We start from the raw sequence: 13,992 nt of genomic DNA on the forward strand, positions 1-13,992 counted from the left end.
ACGGTTGGCCCATCTTCGCGGGCGGTCACGGCAGCCGCACCCCATCATGACGATCAAGGTGTCGTCCCTGACCAGGGGGCCGCCGCACACTCGCCCGCAACTGGTCTACACCAGTTTTCAACGACCGCCAAACTGGCCGGTTCCAGGAGGAACGCCGATGAGTTCCGACGCCGCCGCGGTACCGCGGAAGAAGGGGTGGAACGGCCTCTTCCAGGGCCTCCAGAAGATGGGCCGCAGCCTCCAGCTGCCCATCGCCGTGCTACCCGCCGCCGGCATCCTGAACCGGCTCGGCCAGCCGGACGTCTTCGGCGACGACGGCCTCGGCTGGACGAACGTCGCCAAGGTCTTCGCGGCCGCGGGCGGCGCCCTGCTCGACTCCTCCCTCGGCCTGCCGCTCCTCTTCTGCATCGGTGTCGCGATCGGCATGGCGAAGAAGGCGGACGGCTCCACCGCGCTCGCCGCCGTCGCGGGCTTCCTCGTCTACTACGCGGTCCTTCGCGCCTTCCCCGACGACTGCCCGGCGGGCGCCGACTTCGCGGGCGCCGGGATGTGGAGCGGGGTGTGCGTGACCGGCGAGGGAGCCCCCACCCAGGCCGCGTACCAGAACCCGGGGGTCTTCGGCGGCATCGTGATGGGCCTGCTCACGGCGTGGTTCTGGCAGCGCTACCACCGGGTGCGCCTGGTGGACTGGCTGGGCTTCTTCAACGGCCGCAGGCTCGTGCCGATCATCATGGCCTTCATCGGCCTGGTCTTCGCCGGCCTGTGCGTCTGGGTCTGGCCGCCCATCGGCGACGGGCTCACCAGCTTCTCCAAGTGGCTGGTGGACCTCGGCTGGCTCGGCTCGGGCATCTTCGGCGTGGCCAACCGCGCGCTGCTCACGGTCGGCCTGCACCAGTTCCTGAACACGTTCGTCTGGTTCCAGTTCGGCGACTACACCAAGCCGGACGGCACCGTGGTGCACGGCGACATCAACCGCTTCCTGGCAGGGGACCCGACGGCCGGCCAGTTCACCTCGGGCTTCTTCCCGATCATGATGTTCGCGCTGCCCGCCGCCGCGCTCGCCATCACGCACGCGGCACGCCCCGAGCGCCGCAAGGTCGTCGGCGGCATGATGCTCTCGGTCGGCCTGACCTCCTTCGTCACGGGCATCACCGAGCCGATCGAGTACTCCTTCCTCTTCATCGCCCCGCTCCTGTACGCGATCCACGCGGTCCTCACCGGTGTCTCGATGGCCGTGACGTGGGCGCTCGGCGTGAAGGACGGCTTCAGCTTCTCGGCGGGCCTCATCGACTACGTCATCAACTGGAGCCTGGCCACCAAGCCCTGGTTGATCATCCCGATCGGCCTGGTGTTCGCGGTCGTCTACTACGCTTTGTTCCGCTTCGTCATCCACAAGTTCGACCTGCCCACGCCGGGCCGCGAACCGGAAGAAGAGGCAAAGGCGTTGGACGCAGAACAGACCAAGGCGTAGGGCTCAAGCGGAACCCCGCTCAAAGCCTTCGGAAAGGCCCTGGGACCCTGTGGTCCCAGGGCCTTTCGCCATGCTTGTCCAGGTATGGCCCAGGCCACAGGAATCGCGGGTTCCTTATGCCGCCTTGACCGTGTTACAACAGGTCTACACCACTGAGTGGTGTAGACCACCTGGATGCTGTCGCACCCCCCGAACTGTCCCCTGACAGCACCCGTACATGGAGGAAGTCATGAGTACGGCCACCGCCAAGGCGGCCCCCGCGAAGAAGCGGGGCGCCGGCCTTTTGCAGGGTCTGCAAAAGGTGGGCCGCAGCTTGCAGCTGCCCATCGCCGTGCTGCCCGCCGCGGGCATCCTGCTCCGCCTCGGCCAGCCGGACGTGTTCGGCGCGGACGGCCTGGGCTGGGGCAAGGTCGCCACCGTGTTCGCCAACGCCGGTGACGCCGTGTTCGCGAACATGCCGATGCTGTTCTGCATCGGTGTCGCGATCGGCTTCGCGAAGAAGGCGGACGGCTCCACGGCGCTCGCCGCGCTCGTCGGCTTCCTGGTCTACACGAACGTCCTGAAGGCGTTCCCGGTGACCGAGGCGAAGATCATGAAGGGGGCCGACGTCGCCGCGACATACAACGACCCCAAGGTCTTCGGCGGCATCATCATGGGCCTGATATCCGCCGTGGTGTGGCAGAAGTTCCACCGCACCAAGCTGGTGGACTGGCTCGGCTTCTTCAACGGCCGCCGTCTGGTGCCGATCATCATGGCCTTCATCGGCACCGCCATGGGCGTCTTCTTCGGCCTGTGCTGGGGCCCGGTCGGCGACGCGATCACCAACTTCGGCGAGTGGATGACCGGCCTCGGCTCCATCGGCGCCGGCGTCTTCGGCGTGGTCAACCGCGGGCTGCTCCCGGTCGGCATGCACCAGTTCGTGAACACCGTCGCCTGGCAGGAGATCGGCTCCTTCACCGACTCCGCGGGGGCCGTCTGGCACGGCGACATCCAGCGCTTCATGCACGGCGACCCGACCGCCGGCCAGTTCATGTCCGGCTTCTTCCCGATCATGATGTTCGCGCTGCCCGCCGTGGCGCTCGCCATCACGCACACCGCGCGGCCCGAGCGCCGCAAGGTCGTCGGCGGCATGATGATGTCCCTCGCGCTGACCTCGTTCGTCACCGGCATCACCGAGCCGATCGAGTTCGCGTTCATGTTCATCGCCCCGGTCCTGTACGTGATCCACGCGGTGCTCACGGCCGTCGCCATGACGGTCACCTGGGCGCTCGGCGTGCACCACGGCTTCACCTTCTCCGCCGGTGCCATCGACTACGTCCTGAACTGGAAGTTCGCCGACAAGCCCTGGATGATCATCCCGATCGGCCTCGTCTTCGCGGCCGTCTACTACGTGGTCTTCCGCTTCGCGATCGTCAAGTTCAACATCCCGACCCCGGGCCGTGAGCCCGAGGAGGAGATCGAGGACCTGACGAAGGCGTAGCCCTTCGGACACCGCGAAGGCCCCGGAACCGCTTGGGTTCCGGGGCCTTCGCGCTTTCGTCGTCAGGGTGGCACGGGCCGCGGGGGCGTATCGATACAGCGCCTCAGAGCTGGTACGACGCTCCGGGCGCGGCCAGCTCCGACGGGCCGTCGAACACCGCGCGGGCGTCCGCGAGGTTCACCGCGGGGTCCGTCCACGGCGGGATGTGGGTGAGGACCAGGCGCCCCGCGCCCGCGCGCCGGGCGCACTCGCCCGCCTCGCGGCCGTTGAGGTGCAGGTCCGGGATGTCCTCCTTGCCGTGCGTGAACGCGGCCTCGCACAGGAAGAGGTCGGTGCCCGTGGCGAGTTCGTCGAGCGCCTCGCAGGGGCCCGTGTCGCCGGAGTACGTGAGCGACCTGCCGCCGTGTTCGAGGCGCACGGCGTACGCCTCGACCGGGTGGCAGACCTTCTCGGTGCGCACCGAGAACGGGCCGATGTCGAAGGCGCCCGGCTTGACCGTGTGGAAGTCGAAGACCTCGCTCATCGACGACGCGGAGGGCGTGTCGGCGTACGCCGTGGTCAGGCGCTGCTCGGTGCCCTCGGGGCCGTACACCGGGATGGGCGCGCAGCGGCCGCCCTCGTGCCGGTAGTAGCGGGCCACGAAGTACGCGCACATGTCGATGCAGTGGTCGGCGTGCAGATGGCTGAGGAAGATCGCGTCGAGGTCGTACAGACCGATGTGGCGCTGCAACTCGCCGAGGGCGCCATTGCCCATGTCGAGCAGCAGCCGGAAGCCGTCGGCCTCGACGAGGTAGCTCGAGCAGGCCGAGTCCGCGGACGGAAACGACCCCGAGCAGCCGACGACGGTGAGCTTCATATAGCTGGAACCTCCGCGCTGGCGGTCGGGGGAATTCAGGGGCGTGCGGTCCGACGAGCGTAAGGCGCGAAACGGCGCCTCGCTCCTCCGTCGTGGGCCGTTGTGGGCGAAGTCACCGGTCACGTCACTCTTCCCCCGTAGTTCCGCGGGGTGGGCGTAACTCGCGGCGGCCCGGGGCGGCACCGTGCGGAGGGGCCCCGCTCCAGGCGGGCGGACTCGGCACGCCGGTCGTGGTGATGTCGTGGTGCCCCACCCGGTGGGAGACGGGCAGGCCGGCGGCCGGTGAGGCCGATGCGCGGGGGCCGCCGCGTTCCGGGCCCGTGGAAGGCACCCCGGAGCCCCAAGGAGCCGCGTCTCGTCGTCCGCGGCGAAATGGGCCGCGTGCGCGGTCGTGAGAGAACCGGCCCTTCCTTCGTCATCGACGTATCGACTCCTTGCTCATCGACGTATCGACGTGAGGAAATCCTCGATGCCCCTCTTCAATTGCGTCCTCTTCGACGAAGTCAACGGCACCTGGGCGAAGGTCACGGGCCTCCCAAAAGCAGGGGAAAGGCTCCCCCAAGAGGCCGGAAGCGTGTATGCAAGACGGGGAACAGCGGGCCCGTGATGTGGCTCAAGGGGGGCGTGTGACGAGTAATGATTCAGATCGGCGGACGCGGCTTCGCCTGGCGCGGCAACGGCCCCGGCCCGGGGCGGTGCGAGCACGGGAGACATCGGAACCCCGGCCCCAGGACCCGGGGCGCGGACGGTGGCGGCACCTGAACTGGTGGGTCCAGGCCGGGACCGCCCTCGCGGGCGTCGCGGCGGTCGGGGGCATCGTGGTCACCGGCATCGCCACTTATTACAGTGCCCGGACCGCGGAAGACCAGCTGAAGCAGTCCCAGGAGGACACCGACCAGTCGACACGCTCCCAGGCGTCCAAAGTGGCGTTCTACTACGACGTCGAAGACAGCCTGAAGAGTCGTCGCTACTACCTGGTCAACCGTTCGGCGGACCCGATATCAAGAATGCATGTGATGATCACGGCTGACATCACATGGAAGGAGCAGGGGGATACGCTGCCACGCCGGCAGAAAAGCCAGCTGATTCTCTGGATCGGCAGCGTCCCGCCGTGCTCCCGCATCCTCCTGCAAAGCAAGAACATGGCCGTCGACCCCAAGGCGGAGGCGAACAGGAAGATCCCTCGTGGCGCGACGATCACGCTTGACCAGTACTTCACGGTCAATTCCATATTCTTCACCGACAGCGGAGGGCACCGCTGGAAGCGCACCTTTGACGAACTGACGCCCTGGGAGAAGCCCGCCGACCTCTATCCCGCCCCGCCGGCGCCGGTCACGGACGTCTCCATCGTCCAGGTCATGCTGGCCAAGAACCAGAAGGGCCTCCTGGATTCGGTCAAGCCCTGCGGTGGCGCCTAGGGCCTGTCCGATGGGTGCCGGTACGCGGCTTCGTCCGGCCCGGGCGGGGACACTGGGAGGGAACGTGGTGGCCGGGTCCGGGAGAGGTGCTGGGGATGGCGGGGCGGACGACGGGTGGGTCCGGTCGGTGGAAGGCGGTGCTCGCGGGCTGCTGCGGGCTCCTGCTCCTGCTGGTCCCCTTCGGGTTCTTCGCCGCCGTGCCGGGCGCGCTCGCGCGGGGGCACGCGTACGCCTCCGCGCCCGCCTGCACGGCCGGGGCCCGGCCGGACTCGTGCACGACGACGGTGTCCGCGACCGTCGCGGGCACCGAGAAGGAGTCCCGCGGCCGGAAGGCCGACCACTGGCTCCGGGTCACCGAGCGCGGCGAGGACCGGGCGCGGCGCGTGCACATGTCCGGGTCGAGGCTGCACGACGCGGTGCGCGCCGGGGACCGGGTGTCGCTGACGTACTGGCGGGGCGAGATCCGCGCCGTGCGGTTCGGCGCCATTGCCGAGGAGACCGACGCGTCGCCCGCCGGCGACTGGCGGCTCCCGCTGGGCATCGGCCTGCTGGTGCTGCCCCTCGGGCTCGGCGCCCTGGGGACGGTCTGGTGGTGGCGCCGGCGCTACGCGACCGCGGCGCACGCGAGTGCCTGGCAGCTCGGCGTGGGGTTCGTGGCCGGGGCGCTGCTCGGCTGCGCCGGGTTCATCGCGAGCCAGGTGTGCCCGTCCGTGCCCGCCACGCTGCTGGCCACGGCGGCCGCGGTGCCCCCGGCGGCGGCGCTGACCGCCGTGGTCGCGTGGCTCACGCGGCGGCGGGAGCGGCGTGCCGTCGACACCAGTGACATCGTTCCGGTGCCGCCCGACGGGAGGCGGTGCGTGCGCGCGGCCGTGCTCGGGGACGTGCCCTACAGCGTGGACGGCTTCGACCACCTGGTCGTCGGGGACGGGGCGCCCGCGGTGACGCCCGACCCCGACGGACGCGTGGCCCGCAGGCCGCTGCCGCCGTCCCTGACCGTGCGGGATGTCCGCGCGCCGCGGCCCGACGACGCCGCCCACTGGGCGGGCGGCAGCACGTACGACACCGTCGTCGTGGAGTGCCGTGACGGCGAGGCGACGGTCCTGGTCGTCCTCGCGCGCGAGGACGCGCCCGCCGTCGTCGGCGCGCTCCTCGCACCGGCGCGGGCGGCGCTCTGACGGGCCCGCGGGTACCGTCGGTGCCATGGACACGTCCTGGTGGCCGGCCCTCGCCGCGGTGGTGGTCCTCGCGCTCGTCGCCACCGTGGTGGACGGCTGGGGGCGCGGGCGCTCGCGCGGCGCGGGGCGCGGTGCCCGCCGCGCCGCCCCGGCGGTGCGGCGCCGGCCGCGCGCCGCGGAGATCTGGTGGGCCGTGGCCGACGAGGCCGAGCGGCCCTTCCTCGTCCTGTCCGTACGCGGTGACGTCGTGCGCGTCGCGACGATCACCACCCGGTTCCACGAGGAGCGGGCCGGGGTGATCCCGCTGCCGCCAGGGACCGTCGGGGACGTGCGCGGGCGCCCCGGCTTCCTCGAACCGGACGCGGTACGGGAGCTGTGGGCCGGGGACTTCCGGCGCCGGGCCGGGGCGGTGGACCCGGCACTGTGGGACCAGGTCCGGTACCTCGGGGGGTGACCCTCGCGGGTGGCGCCTCGGACCCGCCCCTTCCCGGAACGCCGGACGGGCGGAATACCCACGGCCCGAGCCGGAGACTTTCAGCCCGTCCGGCGTTTGAGGACGAGGCCGCAGGCCGACTGACCGGTTCCAGGGCGCCCCCCCAGGGCTACGCCCAGAGCTGGCCCTGGACCGCCTCGATCGCCTCCTCCGTCGTCGCGGCCGTGTACAGGCCCGTCGAGAGGTACTTCCAGCCGCCGTCGGCCACGACGAAGACGATGTCCGCCTCCTCCCCCGCCTTGAGGGCCTTGCGGCCGACGCCGATGGCCGCGTGCAGGGCCGCCCCGGTGGAGACGCCGGCGAAGATGCCCTCCTGCTTGAGCAGCTCGCGCGTGCGGGTCACCGCGTCGGCGGACCCCACCGAGAAGCGGGTGGTGAGGACCGACTCGTCGTACAGCTCGGGGACGAAGCCCTCGTCGAGGTTGCGCAGGCCGTAGACCAGGTCGTCGTAGCGCGGCTCCGCGGCGACGACCTTCACGTCGGGCTTGTGCTCACGCAGATAGCGGCCGGCGCCCATGAGGGTGCCGGTGGTGCCGAGCCCGGCCACGAAGTGGGTGATGGAGGGCAGGTCGGCGAGGATCTCGGGGCCAGTGGTGGCGTAGTGGGCGCCCGCGTTGTCCGGGTTTCCGTACTGGTAGAGCATCACCCAGTCGGGGTGCTCGGCCGCGATTTCCTTGGCGACGCGCACGGCGGTGTTGGAGCCCCCCGCCGCGGGCGACGAGATGATCTCGGCGCCCCACATCGTGAGCAGGTCCCGGCGCTCCTGGGAGGTGTTCTCCGGCATGACGCACACGATGCGGTAGCCCTTGAGCGTGGCCGCCATGGCGAGCGAGATGCCGGTGTTGCCCGACGTCGGTTCGAGGATGGTGCAGCCAGGCGTCAACCGGCCGTCCTTCTCGGCCTGTTCGACCATGTGGAGCGCGGGCCGGTCCTTGATGGAGCCGGTCGGGTTGCGGTCCTCCAGCTTGGCCCAGACGCGGACCTCCGCGGACGGGGACAGGCGCGGGAGGCGGACCAGCGGCGTGTTGCCGACGGCCGCGAGCGGGGAGTCGTAGCGCATGGGGCGGCCGCGGCCCGTCAGACCATCCCGCCCGCGACGGCGGGCAGGATCGTGACGCTGTCGCCGTCGGTGAGCTTGGTGGCGACGCCGTCCAGGAAGCGGACGTCCTCGTCGTTCAGGTACACGTTCACGAACCGGCGCAGTCCGTTGCCCTTGTCCTTGTCGACGAGGCGCTCCTGGATGCCCGCGTGCCGGGTCTCGAGGTCGGCGAAGAGCGCGGCGATGGTGTCGCCGTTGCCCTCGACGGCCTTCTCGCCGCCGGTGTAGGTGCGGAGGATGGTCGGGATGCGGACCTCGATGGCCATGGGGAGGGCTCCTGTCGGAAGGGTCGTTTCGGGCGCGGTCCGGGGCGGGGCCCGGCTGGTGCGGGGAACTGCGAGACGTGCGTCAAGGGCGGGACCTGCGGGGAGCGCGCGGAGCACGGGGCGCCGGGAGCCCGGTGCCCGGGCGGCGCCCCGGCCCCAGGAGGCGCGGCGGCGTCTCAGCGCCGACAGATGGCGCTGGCGAGACGGCACAGGTCGACGTGCAGCCGGCCGACGAGCAGGGCGCCCGGCGTCGTATGGATGCTCACGTCGTTCGAAACCATGGGGTCATCGTATCGATTCCCGGTCCGGGTCCCGGAATGTGATCTCGGATACCGGACGGATCCGGCTCGGCACCCGGACGCGGGCGGCCCGCTCAGGGCGCGGGAACGCGCCGTGACGGGCCGGGCAGATAGGTGACGGTGGGGGCTCCGGTGGCCGGGTGGACGGCCACCTCGGCGGTGACGCCGTACACCTCCGCGAGGAGTTCGCTGGTCAGGACCTCGCCCGGGGGTCCGGACGCGACGACGCGGCCGCCGTCGACGACGTAGAGGCGGTCGCAGTAGTACGCGGCCAGGGTCAGGTCGTGCAGGGCGAGCAGGTTCGCCGTGCCGAGGGCCTGGACCAGGCCGAGGATCTCCAGCTGGTAGCGGATGTCCAGGTGGTTGGTGGGCTCGTCGAGCACGAGGACGGCGGGCTCCTGCACCAGCGCGCGGGCCAGCAGGGCCCGCTGGCGCTCGCCGCCGGAGAGCTGCCCGAAGGGGCGGTCGCCGAGGTCCGCCGCGCCGACGCGCGCCAGGGCGTCGGCCACCAGGGCCCGGTCGGCGGCGGTGTCGGCCTCCCAGAACCGCTTGTGCGGGGAGCGCCCCATGGCCACGACCTGGCGGACGGTGAGGTCGAAGCCGGCCTGCCCGTCCTGCGGCACGGTGGCGACGCGGCGGGCCCGCGCCTTGGTCCCGGCGGCGGTCAGGTCCGTGCCGTCGAGCAGGACCCGCCCCGCGGTGGCCGCAAGGGCGCCGTAGACGCAGCGCAGCAGCGTGGTCTTGCCGCTGCCGTTGGGCCCGACGATGCCGACCGTCTCACCCGCGGAGACGGTCAGCGAGACGCCGTCGACGAGGCGGCGGCCGGACGGGGTGTCGTACGTGAGGTCCTCGGCGCGCAGGCACACGGCGCCGGGGAGCGGGCCCGCCGCCCCGGCGGGCGGTCGTCGGCTGTCCGTCATGCCGTCACCCCTTCACGCGCCCGGCCCCGGCGCAGCTGCCACAGGAAGAACGGGCCGCCGGTGAGCGCGGTGAGCACGCCCACGGGGATGTCCTGCGGCGCCGCAAGGGTGCGTGCCGCGAGGTCGGCGACGACCAGGAACACCGCGCCCATCAGGGCCGCCACCGGAAGCAGCGCCCGGTGGCCCGCGCCGACCAGCATGCGGGCCGCGTGCGGCACCATCAGGCCGACGAAGCCGATGGCCCCGCTGTGCGCGACGAGCACGCCGGTCACCAGGGAGGCGAGCACGAAGACGCCCGCGCGGAACCGGGTCGTGTCCAGGCCGAGGACGGTGGCGCCCTCCTCCCCCACGAGCAGCAGGTCGAGCGGCCGGGCGAGCGAGAGGAGCACGGCCGTGCCGAGCCCGAGCACGGTCAGGGGCACGGCGAGCATGTCCCAGCGGGCGCTGCCGAGGCCGCCGAGCGTCCAGTACAGGACCTCCTGGAGGTGGTCGGCGCGGGCCGAGACCACCAGGATCAGGCTGGTCAGGGCGGACAGGACGTACGAGACGGCCACGCCCGCGAGGACCAGGCGGCCGGTGGTGAAGCCGCCGCCTGGCTCCCGGGCCAGCGTGTACACGACGAACAGGGCGAGGAACGCGCCCGCGAAGGACGCCGCGGGGATGGTCACCGTGATGGCGAGGCCCGCGCCCCAGCCCAGCACGATCACGCCGACCGCGCCCGCGGAGGCGCCGGAGGAGACGCCGAGCAGGAAGGGGTCGGCGAGCGGGTTGCGCACCAGGGCCTGGAGCGTGGTGCCGATGACGGCGAGGCCCGCGCCGACGGCCGCGCCGAGCAGGACCCGGGGAAGGCGGACGTCAAGAACGATCGTGCGGTACGGGGACGGCCCTTCGGCCCTGCCCGTGAGGATGTCGAAGACCTCGCCGACCGGGATGTGGACGGAGCCGTACGTGAGCGCGCCGACGGCCGCGGCGGCCAGGGCGAGGACGAGCACGGCCACCAGGGCGGCGTAGCGGGCCCTGCCGGGCGGTCCGGCGGGCTTCTCGGCGTAGGGGGTCACCGCAGTTGCTCCGCGAGCTTCTCCACCGCCTTCGGTGCCCGTACGCCGAGGACCACGTCCGAAAGGGGCAGGACCGCGAAGCGCTTGTTCTTGATGGCGGGGACGTCCTTGAGGGCCGGGTCGTCGAGGAGGCGCTTCTTCTTCTGGGCCACGGTCGTCGCGCCGTAGTCGTAGATGAGGACGACGTCGGGGCGGCGGTCGACCACGTTCTCCCAGGAGGCGTCGCCGAAGGCCTTGTCGAGGTCGGCCATCACGTTGCGGCCGCCCGCGCGCTCGATGATGTCGTTGCCGATGCCCTTGCCGCCCGCCGTGAAGGCGGTCTTGTCGCCGCTGTCGTAGACGAAGACCGACGGGGCCTTGGCGCCCTTGGTCCTCTTCGCGGCGCGGGCCAGCTCGGCCTCGGCGGAGCGCACCCACTTCTCGGCGCGGTCGCGGACGCCGAAGGTGGCGCCGGTCTCGCGCACCTCGCGGTAGACGTCGGCCATCGTGACGGGCTTCTTGGCGCAGCCCTCGATGTTCATGCGGGTGTGGATGCCGGACTTGGCGAGGGCGTCGCGGGAGCGGCCCTCGCCCGCGGCGAAGGCGGACGCGTAGCCGCCGTAGACGAAGTCGGGGTTGGCGGCCAGGAGCTTCTCGTACGAGGGGTACTCCTTGGCGAGCACCGGCAGGGACTTGTAGTCCTTCGCGTACTTCGGGAGCACCTTGTCGTCGAGGTAGGCGGTCCCGGCGACGCGGTCCTTGAGGCCCAGCTCCAGGAGGACCTCCGTGGCGTGCTGGTTCATGGTGACGGCACGCTCGGGGGGTGCCTTGTACGTCGTCTTCACACCGCAGTTGGTGACGGTGTACGGGAAACCCGCCGCCTTGGACTTGCCGGCCGTGGAGCCGGAGTCGCCGGACGACGAGCAGGCCGTCAGCGGGAGCAGGGTCGCCGCGGCGACGAGCAGCACGCGGATGCGCATGACTGTGCGGTCCTCCTCCAGGGGATTTCCGCGTCCCCTGCGTCAAGTGGGAGGAGGCGGCAGGTCAGTTCCTGACTCCCGGCACGCGCGCGTGCCGGTCACAGTGGCGGGACCGCGCCGGACTCACACCGGCTTCCTGGGCCCTGCCGCCTCGAAGGTCGGCTTCAGTATGCCTGTACGACCTGGACCTCTTCCTCGGTGACCTCTCCGTCCACGATGCGGAACGAGCGGAACTGGAAGGGGCCCGCGTCGTCGGCGTCGGCGGTGGACACGAGGACGTAGTGGGCGCCGGGCTCGTTCGCGTACGAGATGTCGGTGCGGGAGGGGTAGGCCTCCGTGGCCGTGTGCGAGTGGTAGATGACCACGGGCTCCTCGTCGCGGTCGTCCAGCTCGCGGTACAGCTTGAGCAGGTCCGCCGAGTCGAACTCGTAGAACGTGGGCGAGCGGGCCGCGTTCAGCATCGGAATGAACCGCTCGGGGCGGTCCGTGCCCGCAGGGCCCGCGACGACGCCGCACGCCTCGTCGGGGTGGTCCTTGCGCGCGTGCGCGACGATCTCGTCGTGCAGGGCCTGGGTGATGGTCAGCATGTGGGCCAGGATAAGCAGCACGAACGTGCGAAAGGGCCGCCGCGTACCAGCATGTGGTACGCGGCGGCCCGCATCACGGACAGTGCCCCGAAGGGGCGCGGGGCTGGGACTCCATGCGGCTCCGCCGCGCGGGCGCGACCAGCCACAGACGACCCGCAGGTCCAACGAAGCGCCGAGGTCAGTCCTTGGCACCAGGCACAGCGGCAGCGCCCCCGTGCTCACGCTTCTTGAAGGCCGCGGCCTCCGGGTTGCGGCTCTTGAGGACCAGGTAGGACACGCACAGGATGGCGGCCCAGATCGGGGCGCAGTACAGGGAGATCCGCGCGTCCTTGTCGACGCCCATCATCACGATGACCATGCCGATGAAGGCGAGCGCGAACCAGCTCGTGTACGGGGCGCCCGGGGCGCGGAAGGTGGACTGCGGCAGGATGCCGCGGTCGGCCTTGCGGCGGTAGTTGATCTGGGAGACCAGGATCATGATCCAGGCCCACATGCCGGAGATGGTGGCGAAGGAGACGACGTAGTTGAACGCCTCGCCCGGCCACTGGTAGTTGATCCACACGCCGACGAGCATCAGCGCGGCGGACGCGGTGGTGCCGACCAGGGGCAGGCCGTTCTTGGTGAGCTTGGTGAAGAACTTCGGGCCCTGGCCGTTGAGCGCGAGGTCGCGCAGCATGCGGCCGGTGGAGTACATGCCCGAGTTGCAGGAGGAGAGCGCGGCCGTCAGGACCACGAAGTTCACGATCGCGGCGCCGATGCCGAGGCCCATCTTCTCGAAGGCCGCCACGAACGGGGAGACGCCGGGCTGGAAGTGCGTCCAGGGCACGACCGAGAGGATCATGATCAGGGCGCCGACGTAGAAGACGGCGATGCGCCACGGCACGGTGTTGATCGCCTTGGGCAGGGTCTTCTTCGGGTCCTTGGACTCGCCCGCGGTGACGCCGACCAGCTCCACGGCGAGGAAGGCGAACATCACGATCTGGAGGGTCATCAGCGTGTTGCCGATGCCGTTGGGGAAGAAGCCGCCGTTGTCCCACAGGTGCGAGACGGACGCGCTGTCACCGGCGTCGGAGAAGCCGATGGTGAGAATGCCGGCACAAATCAAAATCATGCCGATGATGGCGGTGACCTTGACCATGGAGAACCAGAACTCCAGCTCGCCGAAGAGCTTCACGGAGATCAGGTTGGCGCCGTACAGGATGACGGTGAAGATCAGCGCGTAGGCCCATTGTGGGACGGAGCCGTGTGTCCAGTACTGCATGTACTGGGCTGCCGCCGTGACTTCGGTGATGCCGGTGACGACCCAGAAGAGCCAGTACGTCCAGCCGGTCACGAATCCGAAGAACGGGCCGACGAACTCGCGGGCGTACTCGGAGAAGGAGCCCGAGACGGGCCGGTACATGAGCAGCTCGCCGAGCGCGCGCATGATGAAGAAGATGACAAGTCCCGCGATCGCGTACGCGAGGATGAGGCTCGGACCGGCCTTGTGGATGGCCTTGCCCGCGCCGAGGAACAGGCCGGTGCCGATGGCACCGCCGATCGCGATCATCTGGATCTGCCGGGCGCCGAGCCCGCGCTGATATCCCTCGCCGTCGCCGGACGCATCCGTCCCGGCCCCACTGCCGTCGTGGTGCTCTTCGACCTGCACTGAGGTCATGGTGACGCCTTTCTCCATGCTGATCCGCGCCGCGAACTGCGGTTTCGCCGCGGACCAGGTCGTGATCCCCCGAATGGTGATGGAGTGCCGCCGACGGTCTGTCGGCCCCTGGCGTGCCGTCGGCGACATGGGTGGCGTCACCGAGCGGTCGTGAACATTTATCACGACCGTCACAGTGATCGAATGAGTCAGCTGTGGCACACACCACAGGAAGAAGCGGACAAAGCTCCCACTGACCTGCATATGCGGACAGT

Annotated in this window: 15 protein-coding genes and 1 riboswitch; of the genes, 6 read left to right on the forward strand and 9 right to left on the reverse strand. The window is 70.7% G+C overall.

The features are described 5' to 3' along the window. The first annotated feature begins 157 nt into the window (after positions 1-157). Positions 158-1,471 carry a PTS transporter subunit EIIC gene (locus tag AC07GB_RS29080; RefSeq protein ID WP_478850550.1) on the forward strand — a complete coding sequence of 438 codons (1,314 nt, stop codon included), beginning with the start codon at positions 158-160 and terminating at the stop codon, positions 1,469-1,471. A 229-nt stretch (positions 1,472-1,700) separates the two neighbouring features. Next, the gene (locus tag AC07GB_RS29085) at positions 1,701-2,951 is read left to right on the forward strand and encodes a PTS transporter subunit EIIC (RefSeq protein WP_478850552.1); all 1,251 of its coding nucleotides are present in this window, start codon (positions 1,701-1,703) and stop codon (positions 2,949-2,951) included. A 103-nt stretch (positions 2,952-3,054) separates the two neighbouring features. On the opposite strand, the gene AC07GB_RS29090 is transcribed toward AC07GB_RS29085, so the two are convergent. Next, positions 3,055-3,807 carry an MBL fold metallo-hydrolase gene (locus tag AC07GB_RS29090; protein ID WP_478850554.1) on the reverse strand — a complete coding sequence of 251 codons (753 nt, stop codon included), beginning with the start codon at positions 3,805-3,807 and terminating at the stop codon, positions 3,055-3,057. Positions 3,808-4,625: 818 nt separating this feature from the next. Here AC07GB_RS29090 and AC07GB_RS29095 point away from each other — a divergent pair. The 3 genes from AC07GB_RS29095 (at position 4,626) to AC07GB_RS29105 (ending at position 6,854) form a co-directional block, all read left to right on the forward strand. Next, a complete protein-coding gene (locus AC07GB_RS29095; RefSeq protein WP_478850555.1) occupies positions 4,626-5,225 on the forward strand; it encodes a hypothetical protein in 600 nt (199 codons plus the stop codon). A gap of 95 nt (positions 5,226-5,320) precedes the next feature. Then, positions 5,321-6,400, forward strand: a complete 1,080-nt coding sequence (locus tag AC07GB_RS29100; protein WP_478850557.1) for a hypothetical protein — start codon at positions 5,321-5,323, stop codon at positions 6,398-6,400. Between the two features lie 25 nt (positions 6,401-6,425). After that, entirely contained in the window at positions 6,426-6,854 is a 429-nt protein-coding gene (locus AC07GB_RS29105; protein WP_478850559.1) for a type II toxin-antitoxin system PemK/MazF family toxin, read from the forward strand. Between the two features lie 148 nt (positions 6,855-7,002). Here the strand turns inward: AC07GB_RS29105 and AC07GB_RS29110 are convergent, their stop codons facing one another. The 8 genes from AC07GB_RS29110 to AC07GB_RS29145 all read right to left on the reverse strand — a co-directional run bounded on the left by AC07GB_RS29110 (position 7,003) and on the right by AC07GB_RS29145 (position 13,738). Continuing rightward, entirely contained in the window at positions 7,003-7,953 is a 951-nt protein-coding gene (locus AC07GB_RS29110; RefSeq protein WP_478850561.1) for a PLP-dependent cysteine synthase family protein, read from the reverse strand. Between the two features lie 17 nt (positions 7,954-7,970). Continuing rightward, positions 7,971-8,258, reverse strand: coding sequence for a MoaD/ThiS family protein (locus tag AC07GB_RS29115; RefSeq protein ID WP_478850563.1), 288 nt, complete (start codon positions 8,256-8,258; stop codon positions 7,971-7,973). A 176-nt stretch (positions 8,259-8,434) separates the two neighbouring features. Continuing rightward, a complete protein-coding gene (locus AC07GB_RS29120) occupies positions 8,435-8,539 on the reverse strand; it encodes a putative leader peptide (protein WP_311775236.1) in 105 nt (34 codons plus the stop codon). A gap of 92 nt (positions 8,540-8,631) precedes the next feature. Beyond that, on the reverse strand, positions 8,632-9,477 hold the full coding sequence (locus tag AC07GB_RS29125) for an ABC transporter ATP-binding protein (protein ID WP_478850565.1): 846 nt from the start codon (positions 9,475-9,477) through the stop codon (positions 8,632-8,634). Next, positions 9,474-10,535: a FecCD family ABC transporter permease gene (locus tag AC07GB_RS29130; RefSeq protein WP_478850567.1), complete on the reverse strand. Its 1,062-nt coding sequence runs from the start codon at positions 10,533-10,535 to the stop codon at positions 9,474-9,476. Before AC07GB_RS29130 ends, AC07GB_RS29125 begins: the two co-directional genes overlap by 4 nt. After that, positions 10,532-11,494 (reverse strand): ABC transporter substrate-binding protein, encoded by a 963-nt coding sequence (locus tag AC07GB_RS29135; RefSeq protein ID WP_478850569.1) that lies wholly within the window; start codon positions 11,492-11,494, stop codon positions 10,532-10,534. The genes AC07GB_RS29130 and AC07GB_RS29135 overlap by 4 nt, the downstream gene beginning before the upstream one ends. A 45-nt stretch (positions 11,495-11,539) precedes the next feature. Beyond that, positions 11,540-11,656: riboswitch (cobalamin riboswitch) on the reverse strand. A gap of 2 nt (positions 11,657-11,658) precedes the next feature. After that, complete coding sequence (locus tag AC07GB_RS29140) at positions 11,659-12,081, reverse strand: M67 family metallopeptidase (protein ID WP_478850571.1); 423 nt, start codon at positions 12,079-12,081, stop codon at positions 11,659-11,661. 178 nt (positions 12,082-12,259) lie between these two features. After that, complete coding sequence (locus tag AC07GB_RS29145; protein ID WP_478850573.1) at positions 12,260-13,738, reverse strand: amino acid permease; 1,479 nt, start codon at positions 13,736-13,738, stop codon at positions 12,260-12,262. Between AC07GB_RS29145 and AC07GB_RS29150 the strand changes: the two genes are divergently transcribed. Beyond that, positions 13,737-13,892: a hypothetical protein gene (locus AC07GB_RS29150; protein WP_161624867.1), complete on the forward strand. Its 156-nt coding sequence runs from the start codon at positions 13,737-13,739 to the stop codon at positions 13,890-13,892. The genes AC07GB_RS29145 and AC07GB_RS29150 overlap by 2 nt on opposite strands. Positions 13,893-13,992: the final 100 nt, after the last annotated feature.

This window comes from Streptomyces sp. NPDC045778 (assembly GCF_056431945.1).